The following is an 18,431-nucleotide window of genomic DNA, read 5'->3' as shown; positions in this document are numbered from 1 at the left end:
TATTCTTTGTTCAAGATGTTGTTTTCATTTTAATAGAGTTATCTTCTATACTAACTTTATGTTTTGCAGATCGTTTATTTACAAACCAGACTCCGATTAACATGGTTGGTATGGCAATAAGTTGTATGATGGACAACGTCTCTTGTAAAAATACCATAGATATCCAAAGACCATTTATCGGCACAAAATACATAAAAGCAGAGGCTTTTGATGCCCCAATTTGTTTTACTCCTAGTGAATAAAACCAATTCGCTAGTGCAGTACAGAAAAAACCCAAATAAAGCTGCAATAACCAAAAATGGAGTCCAAGCGTGCTCCAGTTGATGGAAACCAATTTCGGCAGTGCAATCAAGCCGAGTATAATTGCTCCAACTAACGTCGCATATGCGGTAACAGATAGCGGATTTAATGTTGTCAGCACTTTATTGCCTAATATCGTATAAAATCCCCAACAACATGCACATGCAAGAAAGAATAGATTTCCCAATATACGATGAGAAGCGTCCCCTGCATGATTCATTCCCATAAAATAAATACTCGCACCAATCAAACAAATAATAAGTCCAACAATTTGCTGCTGCTTCAATTTGGTTTTTAAAAATATTATTGCTAAAATAGTGGTTACTACAGGACTTATTGTAGGTACAATACTACTTCCATCAGAAGCAAATGAATACGTAACACCCCAGAAAAAGCATAAATTATAAAGTGCAACCCCTGAAATTCCTAGCAGTACAATGGGAAACCAATATTTTTTCTCTATTGATACGGCATCTTTTCTGCCTTTTTGTCGAGAAAACAATATAAGAAACATAAAGATGGCTCCAAAACCAAACCGTAAAAAAGCACCTACTTCTGCCGGAACTTCACTTACCACAAGTTTTGCTCCTGTAAAAGCACTTCCCCAGAAGATCATAGTAAAAAGCAACAGCAAATAAGGAATGAAGTTTTTATTTGTTCCTGCGTCCATTCTTTTTCCTCCTTGAAATTTCAGATGCGCAATACCTCTTAGATCTAATCCTTTGAATGGACAAGTGTAATGTATTACTATTATTGTATCGTTCTCCCTATTCACGATAAATAAATTACTTTAAAAAGACTATACTTTGCTTTTGTTTATTACAAATTGATTCATGCTAGAAAAAAGATTGGATACTGCCTGCATATTGTGTATCAACCGATTCCCAACATAAATGCCACTTGCAGCTGCCTGCGATAAAGAACTGGTGATCCCAGAACAATCTCCAATGACATATAACCCTGGTATTGCCGTTTGCAGATCAACATCTGTCTCCATCATCGGAGCATAAAACTTAGCATCGATTCCATAAAGCAATGTATCGTCGTGAATAGGCTGGCCGATAAAATGTTCCAATCGAGTAAAAAAGGTTTGTAACATGCGTATGTACAAAGAAGGAATCTCAACCGACAAGTCTCCACACTCAGCCTCTAAGGAAGGTTCTACTTCATTTGTTTTTATCTGAAGGGGGATTGTAGATTTTCCTTGCATCAAATCACCCCACCTTTGAACCACAATACGATCTCTGCCTCGGTTGATCCCCTTAATTATTTTATGAGCATAGTCATCTGCCGCTTTTTGAGTAGAAAAATACTGAGGAACAAATAGAGTAAAATTTAAGTTCCTACTTCCTTCTTCTGTTTTCTCTTGATAATTTTGTCCATCAGGCATGACCAAAGCCTCTTGATACTTTCGCACGACGCGTCCTCTGGGATTCATGCAATAAGTCATAGCAGTATGATTTGTTTCTCGAACGGCGAGCTTGGTTTCAAATGTTTCTTGCAAAATAGAACGAAACTGTTTTTCTTTCATCTCCACACGAATTCCCATATCTACTCGGGTTTCCGTTTGCTTTATCCCTAACGGTTGTAAAATATTTGTTAACCAATCTACACCTGTTCTTCCAGTAGCAATAACTACTTTTTTGGTGAGAAAGCCTCTATGTTCACTGGTAATCAAAAAATGGTCTTGTTGGGGATTAATAGATAACACATTTGTTTGAAATTGCATATCTACATGGTGTTGTTGTAAGTACAAGTAAAGTTGCTGAAAAACATCAAAAGATAATGCAGTTCCTAAATGCCTCACTTCCGTATCGATCATTTGCAATCCAGCTTGTTCCGCTAGCATGGAAAGAAAAGTATTTTCAGTAGAATACTTTTGTCTTTTCTCTCCTCCAAATCGGCAAAGAATATCATCTACTTCCTTCATCAACTGTTGGAAGGTATCTATTCCTGTTTTTCGTTCCAGCTCTCCACCAAAACTACTGGAATAATTAAATTTCCCCTCTGATTTTCCAAGCCCTGCAAAACCAAGGTAGGTATCACAAGTTTGACAATCACAGGCTTGTCCATGCTCCAAGGGGCAAAATCGATCGTTTAATGCTTTCCCCTTATCGATCAACAATATTTTCTGACCCGTATCCGCCAAAGTGTATGCTAGAAATACGCCAGCTACTCCCGCTCCAATAATCGTCACATCATACACTTGTCATCACCCTTACTTCAAATAAAAAACCATCTATCTTTGCGACAGATGGTGTATGCTATTAATTACTTTCAATCATTTCCTTGGAATTTTGTCCTAGTTTGCATTTTAATGCAGCTGCTACAAAATCACGGAATAATGGCTGGGGACGGTTTGGCCTTGAAGTAAACTCTGGGTGAAATTGCGATGCCAAAAACCAAGGATGATCTTTCAATTCAACAATCTCAACTAGACGGCCATCAGGGGAAGTACCAGAGAATACATAACCCGCTTGTTCCATTTGCTCACGATATTGATTATTAAATTCGTAACGATGACGATGGCGTTCATAAATCAGATCATCTTTGTATGCTTCTTCTGCTAATGTATCAGCTACTATTTTGCAAGGATAAAGCCCTAAACGCATGGTTCCGCCAAGATCCTCAATATCTTTTTGTTCAGGCAATAGATCGATGATTGGATAGGGAGTTTTTGGATCGATCTCCGAAGTATGTGCTCCTGTTAAACCGAGAACATGGCGTGCACCTTCAATACACATTAACTGCATTCCAAGACAAATGCCGAAGAATGGTACACGATTTTCTCTTGCATAGCGTGTAGCAATAATCTTTCCATCTATTCCGCGATCACCAAATCCACCAGGAACCAACACACCATCTACATCACCAAGTAATTCATCTACATTTTCATTTGTTACATCTTCCGAATTCACCCATTTGATGGAGATGTCACTGTTGCTTTCAAAACCAGCATGACGGAGTGCCTCTGCTACACTTAAATAAGCATCAGGCAAGGAAACATACTTCCCAACAATCGCAATCTTTGTTTCGTGTTTTAAATTTTTTACTTTCTGCACTAATGCTTCCCATTCCGTCATATCCGCAGGTCCAGCATTCAGTCCCAGATAACGAACAACGATTTCATCTAATTTTTCTTCTTGTAACATTAATGGTACTTCATATAATGTATCTGCATCCAATGCTTCAATAACTGCTTCGCGATCAATATCACAGAACAATGCAATCTTCTGTTTCATTTCTTCTGACAGCGAAATTTCCGAACGGCACACAATAACATTTGGCTGAATACCAATACTGCGTAATTCTTTTACACTATGCTGGGTCGGTTTTGTTTTCAACTCACCATTCGCCCGTAACATAGGAACCAAAGTACAGTGAATATACATGACATGTTCACGACCTACGTCGCTTTTAATTTGCCGAATCGCTTCTAAAAAAGGCAAACTTTCAATATCTCCGACTGTGCCGCCAATTTCCGTGATCAATACATCTGCACCTGTTTCTTTGGCTGCACGAAAAGCACGTTCTTTAATCGCATTCGTTATATGAGGAATCACTTGAACAGTAGCCCCTAAGTAATCCCCACGACGTTCTTTATTGATGACACTGGAATAAATTTTCCCTGTTGTTACATTGCTGTTCTTACTGAGATTAATATCGATAAAACGTTCATAATGCCCTAAGTCAAGGTCCGTTTCTGCACCATCATCAGTCACAAAAACTTCTCCATGCTGGTATGGACTCATTGTTCCTGGATCTACGTTTAAGTATGGGTCAAACTTTTGAATGGTAACTTTTAAACCACGATTTTTTAGTAGTCGTCCTAATGAAGATGCTGTAATACCTTTTCCTAAGGAAGAAGCTACTCCACCAGTTACAAAAATATACTTGGTCATGTTATAATCCTCCCATTTACCTATGATTCCCAATAAAATAGAAAAAACGCCCTCCAAATTAGAGAGGCGTTTCGAATTTCCACAGTTTATCGCTCTTGTGGAGCCCAACAAGTATTTTATAGAAGGAACTTTACTTTGTCAATAAAGCATTTATACTTCCTTTTTAATAATCTTCTTCTTCTTCCTCATCATCTTCATCTGCATCGTCTTCACCTGCAAAACTTTCTTCTTCATCATCATGATCATCATCAAAATCTTCGCGACTTTCTAAGTCATCAATTTCATCTGTGAAGTCATCATCATCGTTACCAAATAAATCTTCATCATCTAGGTCTGCATCATAATCATCTTTCACATTTGCCACAATAGAAGCATCCGTGGAGGTTTCTATCGGATACCAGTGTTTTAAGCCCCACAGACTTCTCCCAACACAAACAAAACGTCCATCAATGTTAATCTCTGTATACAGTTGTGCTATGTATTGCTCTACGTCTGCTTTTGTAAATCCTTTTTGGCCCGCGATAGAGTTCATAATATCCCGATACAGCATCGGTTCCCGTGATGATTTCAAAAGATCATATGCTAAATCGACCATTGCCGTTTCACGAATTTTTTCGGTCACTTGCGCGTTTCCCATATATCCGCTCATCCCCTCTAAATAAAGCTCGTACAACTTATTGTATCCAAATTAAGAACCAAGTCAAACCAGTTGTGATAAAAAAAGAGCACCATGCAAAAATTGTATAAGATTAAATACTTTGCGATTATTGACTTACTTTTCGCTTTATTATATATTCTAGTTATAAGAAGACACAAGAGAGCCGCTTGTGTCTGAATTCCTGCCTATGACATCCAGTCAAGGCAGGGACTCCGTGGTTTTATGACACGGAGGGCTTCACACCTGAGCACCCTATTGCTCGGGTCCCCCACCCCCCAGAAATGCCCATGCCAATAGGTACTACTGAATCGAGGGCAGGCAAAACCCTCGAGGATGTGGTGGCATGCACGCTCCTCTAAGTGAGAGTTCACTTTACTTAGAGTCGATGCGTGGGGGGGAGGTCGACCTGAAAAGGGTGAACCATATTCGAGTGAAACTCTCGAGCGGTGTGAACACACGTCGACATTGTCTCCATACCAGGAGAACAATCCCTCGACGACCCGTAGATAATGATCGACAATATAAATAAAAACCAGTTATCTCTTCACAGGTAACTGGTTTTTTGCTTGCAAAAATAGAAAATCAAGTCGAAATTTGTTACAGTAAAAGAGCCATCTATCCCCAGACAAGGAGACAAAGTGCGCTCTCGAAAGCGGTCAGATCAACTCCACTACGTCTATAAAGTAGAAAACCGCAGAAATGGAAACAAAGCGGTATATTGTATTAACCGCACGCCAAAAGCTTTTCAAGAAATGCTAGAAAATTCCCGTCGAGGTAATTTTCAGCATAAAATTTTGGAGCTCACTCACACCATCCAAGACGGCGAAACATGCCCCAAGTGTAAGAAAGAAATCCAGTCGGAGATTATCATTAAAGGAAGAACAGGGCGTCCTCCAAAAACGAAGGAATAGATAGATGAAATGGCTGCGGACGATACTGTTCGCAGCCAACTCCATTTCTATGTCTTAATTTCATACATTCAACATAAACTGTAACCGTTTGCTTATATCTATCTTCAAAATATTGATTCGATAACACTTCTACACTTCCTAACTAACCCTCGATCCAACCTGACTTATCTATTGGCTACATGTGGTTTTACTTCAGGATGTTTGAATCAGATATTCATTCCAAGAACGCAAACCAGCCATATAAGAGTTAATCATACTCGGAGCAATCTCTCTTTGCTGAAGGAAAACTTTATAATCTGCTACATTCTCCATAAACAACTGCTGTGGAACCTTCTGAAATCGATCTTGAAACCACCAAATGTATGCTTTCACAGAAGATAGATAAGAGAAAATCGTGTTTGGAGATTTTTCATGCGAGATCAAATATTGTTGAACGAATGAAGAGGATCTTCTTCTGATAAATTATGTTTCATCGAATTCATACACTCTTTTCATCAATTATGTTTCCTTTTTGATAAATATTGTAGCTAAAATGGTAAAAAAAAATAAACAAAAATGATGTTATGTTTCAAAATTCTTCGTATGTGAATAAATCCTCTGCTTAAGAGATCTATATTAGATTACCTAAATACACTACTCATAATGAGTGGTAATGCATCGTTAGCTAAAGATTCGGCTTCTTTTGCTCTTCCTTCGTTTGCCCATTGTAAGGTAATTCCATAAATCGACCAACTAAGCATAGTTGCGATTATTTCCATTCTTTCTCGTTTTTTCAAGTGAGTGATTTTCGTTTGTTGAATCCAAGAAAAAATAATGTTGTACAAAAGTTGTTTTACATTCGCTTCTATATGAAATGCAAAAGTGAATGCACGATTCATACATTTTGGGCGAAAATGTGAATGCCAATGACAAACACCTAACAAAAGGTTACGTAATGTTTCTTCATTCATTGCAGTATCTATGTCAATCCATCGTGAAATTTCTCCGCTAAATCGTTCATCAATTGTTTCATCTAGCAGATCATACTTATCTTTAAAGTGACTATAAAAAGTAGCTCGATTTACCCCTGCTTGATCTGTGATTTCGCGAACCGTAATATTCTCAAAGTCTTTTGTTGAAATCAAGTCATAAAAAGCTTGCTTCAAATATTGTCGTGTTCTTTTGACACGAGGATCTTTTACATTCACATGAATAGTCATGGATCCTCTCTCCTCCTTTATGAAACAGATAACGTCAATTTTTTATATCTGTTGTTTATCCAACACTTTGGTTGTTTTGCTAATGGTTCAGCTACTTGTTCTCTATTAACATAATAGGTAATCCGAATGAATTAAACAGCATCTGTTGATTTATCTATAAATTTATATGAGGTGAAAACATGAGAATTACTGTATTTGGAGCTACTGGAAAAACCGGAACGATACTTATTAAACAAGCCCTAGAAGAAGGACATCAAGTCACTGCCTATGCTCGTAATCCAGCAAAACTCCAAATAAAACATGATCAATTAACGATAGTAAAAGGTTTACTGACGGATTTAAAGTCCATTGAAAGTGCTGTGAGTGGTTCAGATGTGATTATTGAATTGGTTGGAGCAGTTAGCATTGGTACAAAAAATATACTCTCTGCGATGAAAAAGCATGGAGTACGACGCATTATTGCGGTGTCTACTCCTAGTGTAACTGATCCAAAAGATCAACTTGATATAAAATTTAAGGCTTTGGTCACTTTTGTAAAAGTGACGATCCCAAAAACATATCAAGAAGTATTAAACGCAGCTGAAATGATACGTTCAACAGATCTAGATTGGACATTAGTACGGGTTCCTATTCTTAATAATAAATTGAAAACAAATAAGGTCAGTGTTGGCTACTATGGTCATGGAGAAATCCAAACGGGTCTATCACGTGCCGATATGGCAGCGTTTTTTCTTGAACAAGTAAATGATACAAGATTTATCCAAAAATCTCCCGCTATTAGTAATTAATTTTTCGTTTAACGATCCATTCCATTGTCCTTTGAGATGATATCGTTTCTTGATTAATCTGCTAACTCATGGATCAATCAGTAAAAAAGGCGGGATACTCCAATAAGATAACCCGCCTTTTTTTATAAATTAAGCTACATCCAATTTAATGGTTATTCGCTTTTCCATATTCAGTTTGAAAGTTCCATACGGGTTAACATGATGATAAAACAAGGGAGATAATCCCCTAAAGTCTTCTGGTATCATTTTCTTCAACCAGTATTGATTGCTCTCATAAAGAACTTCTTGAACCATTAAGGTATTCATATAGACTAAGCGCAATTTTGAAGCAATTGAAGGGATAATGCCGATACTTTACGTTTATTACAAAGCGCTCGCTCATGGCGTAACTCCCTGTATTGAACCGATGTTGTTATCATTAGGAGAACCTATCCTGAAAATATGCAATGCTCTTATTTACAGCCCGAATGGAGAAGTAATTTGAAGAAGTAAACTTTGATATTTCAGCAGAATAATAACACCTAACAGCATGGTGAAAAATGACCGATTTTCAAATAGAAATCGGTCATTCGATCCTTTAGCATTTATTTAAAAGAAATAACATACAGAGAAGGAGGACTGGTCTCTTCAGAAGAACCACTGATGTAACCATTTATGAGAAGTTTGTCTCCCATTGGACTCCAAATAACTGGATCACTTTTAAAGAAAGAAAAAATATTAACGGATAAAAGAGTCGATTTTAAACTATTTACATCTGTTACATATAATTCGGTTTGAGCTGACTGCTCGCTTTTCACTGCAGAATATGCGAGTTTACTAGAATCAGGGGACCAACCAACTCCACCAACCATTTTACTTTCCATCACTGTTTTTTGCTTTTTCCCATCTATATCCATTGTGATAAGGGATTGTTTGTCTGTTTCGGTTTTCTCAACAGCTAACTTTGTTTTATCCGGCGAAAGTGTATAATTCTCCACATTGTCCATCAGCAGTTTCTTTTGATTGGTATCCGTATCCCAAACATATAGCTTCCTTTCTTTTATATAAAACATATCGTTTTGAGCCTTCGTTACGTTCGTCATACTTCCTTGATCAAGCTTTGTAATCTTGCCATTGACATCAGACATATAACTTTCGAGCTTCTCATTCGAAAAAGTTATATGCTCATTGTCTATCCAATGGACGTCATAGGGATCTATCGCCCCATCAGCAGTTGCAATCACCACTCTCTTTTTCGTCACCAAATCCAAGATAAAATGTAAGTCTCTGCCGTCTTTATCCGTACTGTTGTAGTACAGATGTTTTTTATCTGGCGAAAGTGCAGAAGCCATCACGGAATTTGCTTCAGGGTATAATGAGGTTGTTTTTTTGGTATTCAGATCATATTGATGTAATTGACTGAGCACATGGTCATTGTCTAGCCAACCTTCGGCATGAACATTTTTGTATGTGTCCATTTTTTTCATAGCAACTTTATTAGTGGAAATATTGTTGTTTTCTTTTACAATAATCCCATCTGCATTTGCATTACATCCAGTTGCCGTAAACATAATTGTTGTTGCCAAAATAATTGTCTTGATTCCCGTTGTTCTCCACCACTTCATCATTGTGCATCTCTCCTCTAATTGATCTACCTGTATCTTATGGTGAAGTATTTTCGAAATAAAAACCGAATTGTTTCCGAAATGTAAACTAATTATTTTACACAAAGCGGAAAAGAGAGATGCACTTCTGTTCCTTGTTGATCAATACTACTAACTTCAATCGTACCTTGCTGTTTTTCAACCAACTGCTTGACTAGTGCTAACCCTAAACCCGTTCCTCCAGAAAGTTTGGATCGATCTTTGCTGACAATATAAAATGGATCGAATATTTTATTTAGCGATTTTTGAGGAATACCGATACCTGTATCTTTTATAAGGATGAAGAGCCTGTCTTTTTTCACCTCACTACGGAGCGTAATACTTCCTTTGGGAACATTGTATTTGATCGCATTGTCTAGTAAATTAATGAAAATAAGGTACATACTTTCTTTATCTATCCAAAGTGTTGCTGGCTGCAAATCGGAAACAATAGTCACATCGAACTTTTGTGCTTTGCCTCTCATTCGATCGCAGAGCTCATCCAATATCTCTTTTGATTCTAACTTTTCCTGTTGAAGTTCAAAATCATATCGTTCAAAAGATGCTAAATGCAAAACTTTTTCCACCATATCATACAATCGTTGTGCTTCTTTTTTCACATTTTCTCTCGCATCTTGTACCAATGATTGATCATCCGCATACATCTCCAGTAAATCCATATATGCAAGAATGATGGAAAGAGGTGTTTTGAATTCGTGGGTAATATTTCCGATAAATGTTTTCTGTTGAGCTTCTAATTTCCGCAGTTTTGCCACAGCTAAATTCAATTTTGTTTGTTCCGCTTGCATATTTTTCACGTTTTCTTCGATTCGATTGCTCATTGAATAAATACCTTGACTTAACTTTCCAAGCTCATCAGATCGCTTCAACGAAATATTTGCTGGATAATCACCCTGTTCGATTTTCTCTGTTGCTTCTTTTAAAAGTAAAATTCCATTTGTTATACGGTAAAAGTATAAATAAGCGATCAAAAAACTAACGATTACAATTGCGGTACCGATTTGCAAAAACAAGTTCTTCATTTTATTGTAAAAACGAGTGCTTTCTTGCAGAGAGTACTCAAATTGGATAACGCCATTTTGTCCATTGTTAAGCGGCGCTACATAATAGAGTGTATCTCCTATTGTTTGATATGCTATTTTATTGTTCAGTCCATATAGGATAAGTTTTTTACTTATTTTTGTACCGATGGAAGATACGGAATCTCCAATCATTTTCCCTCGCCTATCATAGAGCACAACATGCATCCCTGTAACCGTTCCTAACTGCATTGCTAGTTGTGATCCATTTTTACGAAGAATATTCTGCTGTTGATCGTAATCATCTTTGTAAGCTGGGTCAGACAAGATCGTTTGTTCGATGTATGCATTTGCAATATTACTTTGTTCTTGTAAATATGATTCTTGTCGTGATTTCTGATCTTCTTTTATTTCTTTTAAAATCAAAAAACCTAATAAAGATACGGTTGAAATTAATAAAAGTGCCAAAAAAACGCTAGAATTTATTTTGATACTGTTTTTCATATATTTTCTTCCAATGTATGAACGGCTTTGTATCCAATCCCATGTACTGTTTTAATCAGACAACCATATGACTTACCTAGCTTCTGCCGCAGTCTGCGAATATGAATATCTACTGTCCGGGTTCCACCCATATATTCGATACCCCAAACTAACTCAAGCAATTCATCTCTTGTATATACTCTACCTACATGCTTCAATAATAAAAATAATAGATCAAATTCTTTGAGTGTTAAATTTAAACCTCTTCCCTTTATTGTTACTTCTCTATTTTTCTTATTGATTGCTAGATCATCGATTTGAATGCCTTCCTCGATCTTCTCTTCCTGCTGGTTGTGCAGCCTGCGAAGTAAAGATTTCACTCTTACTAATACTTCTCGTATATCAAAAGGCTTAGTAATATAATCATCAGCACCCAATTCCATTCCTACTACTTTGTCTACAATATCGTTTTTGGCTGTAAGTAAAATAATACCTATATCCTTTTGTGATTCCAGCTTTCGGCAAATATCATAACCACTCATCTTTGGCATCATTACATCTAAAAGAGCAACCTTGGGTTTTTGTTGATATATCTTTTGCAATGCATCTTCACCGTCGTGTGCAACGTCAACTTGGTAACCTTCCCTGCGCAGTGCATAGGAAAGAATCGCTGTCATACTCACTTCATCATCTGCGACCAATATCTTTGTCTGCATTATTATCTCCTCTCTTAAAACACTTTCTTATATTCACTCTATTCATCCCATCTTTCGTGGAATAAAAGATCGGTGCTCATCCATCTGTTCCAGATCTTCTAACGAAAAATAGCAAGGTCTCCGTATACACAAGTCTCCCGGTTGGAAGGTGGATAAGCAAGTGGTACAAACGTTTTGTCGTTCTTTTTTCCAAATCCTACGTTTAGATTCAAAAACGGCCACTAAGTAAGTCATATTCCAATTGAACTTTCACAACAGCGGTATAACAACTCCCCGGCGTCTGGATAATATTCTGTTAAGGATCTAGAAGCGAATTCGTAGGTAAGATATTTTTTCAATACTTGTGGAAAAAAATGAAGTCCTTCTTGGATGGAAACATTCACAGAAAAACACGTTATCCCTTCCCTTTTTAGTCATAGAGAAAGAATAGCGTATCTTTTCGTTTTTGGGGAATTATTTTGTTATTAGGTTGATGTGCATATGACCCTTTTTTATTCCGTTAGTTAGATGAAAGATAGGATAAAAGCGGAGCCGGGTGACCTTACTACATGGGAAAGATCACCCGACAAGTGACATATCGATCAGATAAACTTGATGCAATCAGTATTGATATGCCTATTCCCACTCAAACAGTGGTGGCGGTGATCTCTTTATTGTTGATTCCGTAGATCTTCACTCCCTTGGAGGTGACAATCGTCCCGAAGTTGTCTTCGATAACCTCAACGTCTTCGTTGGTGTCGATGCGCTCGAAGTTATCGGTCTCAATCAGCATTTTCGTTCGACTTTCATTCTCGAGGAAAAGGCTTTTTTCCTTCTCTACTCTATTGAAACCAATACACATAAAAATAAGAAAAATAGTGTGAACAAAGCGACTATATGATTTATAATGAGAATTGCCTATTCGTGACTGAGATAGAGGAGAAACAAATGCGTAAGGCAGACACGGCCGACATGATTATGTTGACCGAGCATGACGGTGTTTGGTATGTGCTGCTCATCGAGCGACGTTGGGATCCGTATAAGGGGAAGAGGGCCTTGCCTGGCGGATACGTTGAGCCGGGGGAAGACTCCGAGACCGCAGCTAGGCGTGAGACTTACGAAGAGGTAAACCTACAGGTGAAGGTCACCCTAACAAAGGTCGGTCAATACGGTAAACCCGGACGTGACCCAAGGGGGGATGTCGCCAGCGACGCCTTTGTGGTCGTGATTCCCGGCATGCCACAGCCAAAAGCAGGCGACGACGCACGAAAGGCCGAGTGGATTCCGGTGACCGAAGCGTTGAAAGAGACCCTCGCCTTTGACCATAATACGATTCTTCGTGATGCTTTGAAGCGCGCAGGCGTGAAGATTTAGTATTCGCTCTTGCTCGCGTTCCTTGCTGATTTGATCTATGTAAGAAACGCAAACAGTGGGGTATCTGGATATGACAACAGATACCCCGCACCAATTTCATATGAATAAACAAATAGAAAGCGCCCTGACACTACATATTCCGCCGATACTGCCCTCCTACTTCATAAAGCGCTTTTGTTATCTGGCCAAGGCTGGCAACTTTGACTGTCTCCATCAGCTCTGCAAATATATTTCCATTTTGAAGAGCTACTTTCTTCAGCCTTTCCAAAGCACTGGCAGCTTCCATTTCATGTTGTCGCTGGAAGGCAAGTACATGTGCGATTTGTGATTGCTTCTCTGCTTCTGTTGCCCGCGACAGCTCCATCTTTGCCTTTTGCCCTTCACTATTTGGATTCTCAAATGTGTTAACACCGATAATCGGAAGCTCTCCTGTATGCTTTTTCGTTTCATAGAGCAAGGATTCTTCTTGAATTTTACTGCGTTGATATTGCGTTTCCATCGCTCCCAGTACTCCCCCGCGATCACTGATGCGCTCGAATTCTTTCAGAACAGCTTCTTCTACCAAGTCAGTCAATTGTTCGATAATAAATGAACCTTGCAGCAAATTTTCATTTTTAACAATCCCCAACTCTTTTGTGATAATAAGTTGTATTGCCATCGCTCTGCGGACAGATTCTTCGGTTGGGGTTGTGATTGCTTCATCATAAGCATTGGTATGGAGGGAGTTACATTGATCTTGCAGGGCTAATAATGCCTGTAAGGTAGTACGTATATCATTAAAGTCAATTTCTTGGGCATGCAGCGACCGTCCAGAAGTCTGAATATGGTACTTTAGTTTTTGACTGCGTTCATTTGCACCATACAGCTGTTTCATGACGACCGCCCAAATACGGCGAGCAACTCTGCCAATCACAGCATACTCTGCATCTAGTCCATTACTAAAGAAAAAAGACAGATTCGGGGCAAAATCGTCGATTTTCATCCCTCTGCTCAAATAGTACTCCACATAAGTAAACGCATTTGCCAATGTGAAAGCCAGTTGTGTAATTGGGTTTGCTCCGGCTTCTGCAATATGATAGCCACTAATACTGACAGAGTAATAATTGCGGATATGGTGATCGATAAAATACTGCTGGACATCCCCCATCATTCGAAGAGCAAATTCTGTAGAAAAAATACATGTGTTTTGCCCTTGGTCTTCTTTCAAAATATCTGCTTGTACGGTACCGCGCACTTTTTGCATCGTTTGCTCAAAAATTTCTTTTTCTTCTTTTCTATTTGGTTTTCGATGATGAGCTTGGATAAAACAACTGATTTGTTGCTCAATTGCAGTATTTAAATACATGGCTAGCAGGATTGGAGCTGGTCCATTGATCGTCATGGATACACTTGTATGTGGATCACACAAATTAAATCCTGCAAACAATGTTTTCATATTTTCAAGAGTACAAATACTAACTCCAGATTCACCCACTTTCCCATAAATATCCGGGCGCTCTGCTGGATCTTCCCCATATAATGTGACACTGTCGAAAGCAGTAGACAACCGCTTAGCCACATCATTTTTTGATAAATAATGAAACCGTCGATTCGTTTTTTCAGGAGAACCTTCCCCCGCAAATTGCCTTTTCGGATCTTCGTCTTGACGTTTAAATGGAAAAACACCAGCGGTAAATGGAAACTTCCCTGGTACATTTTCTTTATATGACCAACGCAATCGATCTCCCCAATCACGAAAAGTTGGGAATGCAATTTTTGGAATATTACTGCCAGCAAGTGTTTTCGTAAATAATGGTATTTTTATTTGTTTCTCTCTTATTTGGGTAATAAATTCTGCTTGTTTATATTTTTCCTGTGAAGACGACCAGTCAGCAAGCAAGTTTCTACTGGAAACACTCAACTGCTCCCATAATTCACTGCTTCTCATTTTTAACTTTTCTATTTCAGAGTCCAGCTTCAAAACTCCATCGATCTGATATAAACTTGTAGCTATTTGAGCTTGGTTTTCACTTTCTTGATGGTAATCACGCACCGCAGCAGCAACTTCTCGTAAGTAATGTGCTCGTTCAGGCAGGATGATGGAACAGCTTTGCTTTTTGACCTCGTCCCATTTTTTATTCATTGCAAAAGTTATATCAGAGATAGAATTGATTTTTTGAAGGAGAGCGAGGTAAAACTGATTGACGCCTGAATCATGAAACTGATTAGCCCTTGTAGCAAATACAGGCATATCTTCCACAGGGAGATGAAATCGTTCATGATTGCGCTGGACTTGTTTTTTTACGTCACGTAAAGCATCTTCCGAACCTTTATGATCACTTTTATTGATAACAACCAAGTCAGCATAATCAAGCATTTCAATTTTTTCCAATTGAGAAGGAGAACCATACTCCGCTGTCATCACATAAATGGATAAATCGCTAATCGGGACAATATCTGCATTTCCTTGCCCTATACCACTTGTTTCTACAAATATTAGATCAAAATGAGCATGCTGTAAAACTTCAATCGCATTTTCAATTGCTTCGCTCAATTCTGACCTCGCTTTACGTGTCGCCAAACTCCGAACGAAAATATTGGGATGATAAATCGAATTCATGCGGATGCGATCACCAAGCAATGCTCCACCAGTTTTTTGTTTGGACGGATCAATCGACAATATACCAATTCGTTTATCTGGAAAATCGTTTAAAAAACGACGAACAATCTCATCGGTTAAAGAACTTTTTCCAGCTCCCCCTGTTCCAGTTATACCAATTACAGGGGATTTATTTTCAGACTTGGGCAGTTCTCCACCTTGCTCGACATAGGTTATTGCCCGGGAAATAGCATATTCATCTTGTACATTTTGTTCCTGCCAAGAAGTGCCCCGCAAGATAGGATAATCTGTTTCTTGGATCATGTGATTAATCATTCCTTGGAGCCCTAAAGACCGTCCATCTTGGGGTGAAAATATTTTCGAGATACCATATGACTCGAGATATGCTATCTCAGAAGGAATGATCACTCCACCTCCTCCACCAAATACTCGAATCTTATCTGCTCCTTGTTCCCGTAACAAATCAATCAAATAAGTAAAAAAAGAAACATGCCCGCCCTGATAAGAAGAAAGAGCGATTCCTTGAACATCTTCCTGAATCGCAGTAGTTACAATTTCTTTTACCGAACGATTATGTCCCAAATGGATCACTTCAACCCCTGATGCTTGAAGCAGGCGACGAAATAAATTAATAGATGCATCATGTCCATCAAATAAACTTGCAGCAGTAACAAAGCGGATTGCATGTTTTGGATAACGTTTGATTTGTTCCATCTGTCATCCCTTCCCTCATGCCATTTTCACTCACTTACAAACAAATGATCAGCTAATTGTTTTATCACTTCTTGGATCGACAATTCGCCGATCTGAAGCTTGTGAAGCATTTGCTGAACTTCTGCTTGTTTGAATAATATTTGACTTTTTTGCTCAAAAATAGTTTGTAACTCATCCTTTATTTCTTGAGAAAGATGTACAGAACGTTGATCTGCCAACTCACCTGAATTCATCAGGTAATCTCTATGCTTTTGAACTGCCTCCCACAATGACTCTAATCCTTGATTGAGTTGTGCACTTGTTGACACAACAGCAGGAAACCAATCGCTTTTTTTCGTTTTAGCAGTCTGTAGATAGTCCTCTATTTCAGCAATTACCCTGCGTGCGCCACTTTGATCGGCTTTATTTACAACATATATATCCGCTATCTCCATCATTCCTGATTTAGTAACTTGAATCATGTCCCCTGCACCAGGATGCAGGACAACACAGATTGAATCAGCGAGATGGGTAATAGAAAGCTCAGACTGCCCAACACCAACCGTTTCAATGAGAACAATATCAAAACCAGCAGCATCTAATACTCGTACTGCATTCCTTGTATGTTTAGAGAGACCTCCAACATTTCCTCGATTTGCCATGCTTCTTAAAAATACGCCTTGATCTGTTGCATGTCGATTCATTCGTATTCGATCGCCTAAAATAGCACCACCAGTAAAAGGACTCGTGGGATCTACCGCCAAAACGCCAACCGTTAAGCCTTTCTCACGCAAAAAAGCAATCAAGCTGCTGATAAGTGTACTTTTCCCCGCGCCAGGAGGTCCTGTAATTCCAATCACAAAAGATGTGCCTGTATACGGGGACAGTGCGGATAATAGTTTTTGCACCGCTTCTTTATCCTGCTTTTCAATGCGGCTAATGGTTTGAGCAATTGTTCGCTTATCTTTTTCGCGAAGAAGCTGCATCCATTTCTTCAAACCGATCACCTCGTGTGTCACTTAGAGTCCTTCAACAAGTATCTTGCGATTACGATTCGCTGTATTTCATTCGTTCCTTCATATATTTGTGTAATCTTTGCATCACGCATCATACGCTCAACTGGATAATCTCTTGTGTATCCATAACCTCCAAAAACCTGCACTGCTTCCGTCGTTACTTGCATCGCAGTATCTCCAGCAAATAATTTTGCCATTGCCGACGCTTTTCCATACTCCAAACCGCTGCTCTCCATCCATGCTGCTTGATAGGTCAATAACCTTGCGGCTTCAATTTGGGTGGCCATATCTGCTAATTTGAACTGGATTGCTTGTTGGTCAAATAATGTTTTTCCAAATTGTTTTCGTTCCTTTGCATATGTTACTGCTGCATCAAGTGCACCTTGTGCGATACCAACAGCCTGTGCTGCTATTCCATTCCGGCCGCCATCTAATGTACGCATAGCAATGGTAAATCCTTTGCCCTCTGCTCCAAGTCTTTGTTCTGCAGGAATACGGCAGTTTTCCAATATAATTTCTACTGTTGGAGAAGAACGAATACCTAACTTTCTCTCCTTTTTGCCGAAGGTGAGTCCAGGAGTGCCTTTTTCGATGATAAATGCACTGATACCCTTGTGTTTTTGCAATGGTTCTGTAACTGCAAAAACGATATAGATTTCAGCTTCTCCGCCATTAGTGATAAATATTTTACTTCCATTTAGCACATAATCTTCGCCATCTCGGTTCGCAACCGTTTTCATACTCGCTGCATCCGAACCAGAGGTCGATTCTGTTAAACAATACGCTCCAAGTTTCTTCCCTTCTGCTAGCGGCCGTAGAAAGCGTTCTTTTTGTTCAACAGAACCATAAGCATAGATGGGCCAGCTAGCAAGTGAAATATGGGCAGACAAGGTAACACCAGTAGAAGCACAGACACGAGATAATTCTTCCACAGCTATAACATAACTTAAAAAATCACTGCCAGCTCCACCAAAATCTTCACTCCAAGGTATGCCTGTCAAACCCAATTCACCCATTTGATCAAAAAGTTTGCGGTCAAACCTCTCTTCTTCATCTCGAATACTCGCTGTTGGCTTGATCTGCTCTTCAGCAAATTCCCTAACCATCTTCCGCATCATCTCATGCTCTTCATCCCAAATAAAATCCATCCT

At 38.8% G+C, this 18,431-nt stretch carries 15 protein-coding genes and 2 pseudogenes; 4 read left to right on the top strand and 13 right to left on the bottom strand.

The features are described from left to right. Positions 1-10 precede the first annotated feature (10 nt). From AC5WOC_RS11445 to rpoE, 4 genes are all read right to left on the bottom strand, one after another. Positions 11-970, bottom strand: a complete 960-nt coding sequence (locus AC5WOC_RS11445) for a DMT family transporter (protein WP_496055549.1) — start codon at positions 968-970, stop codon at positions 11-13. A 129-nt stretch (positions 971-1,099) separates the two neighbouring features. Continuing rightward, a complete protein-coding gene (locus AC5WOC_RS11440; protein ID WP_496055548.1) occupies positions 1,100-2,506 on the bottom strand; it encodes an FAD-binding protein in 1,407 nt (468 codons plus the stop codon). Positions 2,507-2,567: 61 nt separating this feature from the next. Beyond that, positions 2,568-4,202 carry a CTP synthase gene (gene pyrG / locus AC5WOC_RS11435; protein ID WP_496055547.1) on the bottom strand — a complete coding sequence of 545 codons (1,635 nt, stop codon included), beginning with the start codon at positions 4,200-4,202 and terminating at the stop codon, positions 2,568-2,570. A gap of 163 nt (positions 4,203-4,365) precedes the next feature. Then, on the bottom strand, positions 4,366-4,839 hold the full coding sequence (gene rpoE, locus AC5WOC_RS11430) for a DNA-directed RNA polymerase subunit delta (RefSeq protein ID WP_496055546.1): 474 nt from the start codon (positions 4,837-4,839) through the stop codon (positions 4,366-4,368). A 659-nt stretch (positions 4,840-5,498) separates the two neighbouring features. On the opposite strand from rpoE, the gene AC5WOC_RS11425 reads away from it, so the two are divergent. Beyond that, positions 5,499-5,771, top strand: coding sequence for a hypothetical protein (locus tag AC5WOC_RS11425; protein WP_496055545.1), 273 nt, complete (start codon positions 5,499-5,501; stop codon positions 5,769-5,771). A gap of 620 nt (positions 5,772-6,391) precedes the next feature. On the opposite strand, the gene AC5WOC_RS11420 is transcribed toward AC5WOC_RS11425, so the two are convergent. After that, positions 6,392-6,970 (bottom strand): TetR/AcrR family transcriptional regulator, encoded by a 579-nt coding sequence (locus tag AC5WOC_RS11420; protein WP_496055544.1) that lies wholly within the window; start codon positions 6,968-6,970, stop codon positions 6,392-6,394. A gap of 179 nt (positions 6,971-7,149) precedes the next feature. Here AC5WOC_RS11420 and AC5WOC_RS11415 point away from each other — a divergent pair, with 179 nt between their 5' ends. After that, on the top strand, positions 7,150-7,758 hold the full coding sequence (locus AC5WOC_RS11415) for an NAD(P)-dependent oxidoreductase (RefSeq protein WP_496055543.1): 609 nt from the start codon (positions 7,150-7,152) through the stop codon (positions 7,756-7,758). 129 nt (positions 7,759-7,887) lie between these two features. On the opposite strand, the pseudogene AC5WOC_RS11410 reads toward AC5WOC_RS11415, so the two are convergent. After that, a pseudogene (locus AC5WOC_RS11410) lies at positions 7,888-8,117 on the bottom strand (Tn3 family transposase); the annotation flags it as partial. Here AC5WOC_RS11410 and AC5WOC_RS11405 point away from each other — a divergent pair. Continuing rightward, entirely contained in the window at positions 8,102-8,242 is a 141-nt protein-coding gene (locus AC5WOC_RS11405; protein WP_496055848.1) for a hypothetical protein, read from the top strand. The pseudogene AC5WOC_RS11410 and the gene AC5WOC_RS11405 overlap by 16 nt on opposite strands. A 100-nt stretch (positions 8,243-8,342) precedes the next feature. On the opposite strand, the gene AC5WOC_RS11400 is transcribed toward AC5WOC_RS11405, so the two are convergent. The 4 genes and pseudogenes from AC5WOC_RS11400 to AC5WOC_RS11385 all read right to left on the bottom strand — a co-directional run. Then, positions 8,343-9,365, bottom strand: coding sequence for a TolB family protein (locus tag AC5WOC_RS11400; protein WP_496055542.1), 1,023 nt, complete (start codon positions 9,363-9,365; stop codon positions 8,343-8,345). Between the two features lie 89 nt (positions 9,366-9,454). After that, positions 9,455-10,924, bottom strand: coding sequence for a sensor histidine kinase (locus tag AC5WOC_RS11395; RefSeq protein WP_496055541.1), 1,470 nt, complete (start codon positions 10,922-10,924; stop codon positions 9,455-9,457). Next, positions 10,921-11,619, bottom strand: a complete 699-nt coding sequence (locus tag AC5WOC_RS11390; protein WP_496055540.1) for a response regulator transcription factor — start codon at positions 11,617-11,619, stop codon at positions 10,921-10,923. The genes AC5WOC_RS11395 and AC5WOC_RS11390 overlap by 4 nt, the downstream gene beginning before the upstream one ends. A gap of 63 nt (positions 11,620-11,682) precedes the next feature. Next, positions 11,683-11,893: pseudogene (locus AC5WOC_RS11385) on the bottom strand (IS4 family transposase); the annotation flags it as partial. A gap of 653 nt (positions 11,894-12,546) precedes the next feature. Between AC5WOC_RS11385 and AC5WOC_RS11380 the strand changes: the two are divergent. Continuing rightward, positions 12,547-12,972 carry an NUDIX domain-containing protein gene (locus tag AC5WOC_RS11380; RefSeq protein WP_496055539.1) on the top strand — a complete coding sequence of 142 codons (426 nt, stop codon included), beginning with the start codon at positions 12,547-12,549 and terminating at the stop codon, positions 12,970-12,972. A 130-nt stretch (positions 12,973-13,102) separates the two neighbouring features. Here AC5WOC_RS11380 and icmF read toward each other — a convergent pair whose 3' ends face one another. Genes icmF through AC5WOC_RS11365 form a run of 3 tightly spaced genes read right to left on the bottom strand, consistent with a single transcriptional unit; the run spans position 13,103 to position 18,428 of the window. Then, positions 13,103-16,285 carry a fused isobutyryl-CoA mutase/GTPase IcmF gene (gene icmF, locus AC5WOC_RS11375; protein WP_496055538.1) on the bottom strand — a complete coding sequence of 1,061 codons (3,183 nt, stop codon included), beginning with the start codon at positions 16,283-16,285 and terminating at the stop codon, positions 13,103-13,105. A 26-nt stretch (positions 16,286-16,311) separates the two neighbouring features. After that, positions 16,312-17,283 carry a methylmalonyl Co-A mutase-associated GTPase MeaB gene (gene meaB, locus AC5WOC_RS11370; RefSeq protein ID WP_496055537.1) on the bottom strand — a complete coding sequence of 324 codons (972 nt, stop codon included), beginning with the start codon at positions 17,281-17,283 and terminating at the stop codon, positions 16,312-16,314. Further along, positions 17,280-18,428: an acyl-CoA dehydrogenase gene (locus tag AC5WOC_RS11365; protein WP_496055536.1), complete on the bottom strand. Its 1,149-nt coding sequence runs from the start codon at positions 18,426-18,428 to the stop codon at positions 17,280-17,282. Before AC5WOC_RS11365 ends, meaB begins: the two co-directional genes overlap by 4 nt. Positions 18,429-18,431 lie beyond the last annotated feature (3 nt).

This window comes from Shimazuella sp. NTD247, from assembly GCF_059510415.1.
This window is presented reverse-complemented; position numbering and strand designations above follow the sequence as displayed.

What these genes read in the sequence shown, in the direction of transcription:
- AC5WOC_RS11445 (WP_496055549.1), bottom strand. Translation starts at nt 970, where the DNA reads ATGGACGCAGGAACAAATAAAAACTTCATTCCTTATTTGCTGTTGCTT.
- pyrG (WP_496055547.1), bottom strand. Translation starts at nt 4,202, where the DNA reads ATGACCAAGTATATTTTTGTAACTGGTGGAGTAGCTTCTTCCTTAGGA.
- rpoE (WP_496055546.1), bottom strand. Translation starts at nt 4,839, where the DNA reads ATGGGAAACGCGCAAGTGACCGAAAAAATTCGTGAAACGGCAATGGTC.
- AC5WOC_RS11420 (WP_496055544.1), bottom strand. Translation starts at nt 6,970, where the DNA reads ATGACTATTCATGTGAATGTAAAAGATCCTCGTGTCAAAAGAACACGA.
- AC5WOC_RS11415 (WP_496055543.1), top strand. Translation starts at nt 7,150, where the DNA reads ATGAGAATTACTGTATTTGGAGCTACTGGAAAAACCGGAACGATACTT.
- AC5WOC_RS11405 (WP_496055848.1), top strand. Translation starts at nt 8,102, where the DNA reads ATGCCGATACTTTACGTTTATTACAAAGCGCTCGCTCATGGCGTAACT.
- AC5WOC_RS11400 (WP_496055542.1), bottom strand. Translation starts at nt 9,365, where the DNA reads ATGATGAAGTGGTGGAGAACAACGGGAATCAAGACAATTATTTTGGCA.
- AC5WOC_RS11395 (WP_496055541.1), bottom strand. Translation starts at nt 10,924, where the DNA reads ATGAAAAACAGTATCAAAATAAATTCTAGCGTTTTTTTGGCACTTTTA.
- AC5WOC_RS11390 (WP_496055540.1), bottom strand. Translation starts at nt 11,619, where the DNA reads ATGCAGACAAAGATATTGGTCGCAGATGATGAAGTGAGTATGACAGCG.
- AC5WOC_RS11380 (WP_496055539.1), top strand. Translation starts at nt 12,547, where the DNA reads ATGCGTAAGGCAGACACGGCCGACATGATTATGTTGACCGAGCATGAC.
- icmF (WP_496055538.1), bottom strand. Translation starts at nt 16,285, where the DNA reads ATGGAACAAATCAAACGTTATCCAAAACATGCAATCCGCTTTGTTACT.
- AC5WOC_RS11365 (WP_496055536.1), bottom strand. Translation starts at nt 18,428, where the DNA reads ATGGATTTTATTTGGGATGAAGAGCATGAGATGATGCGGAAGATGGTT.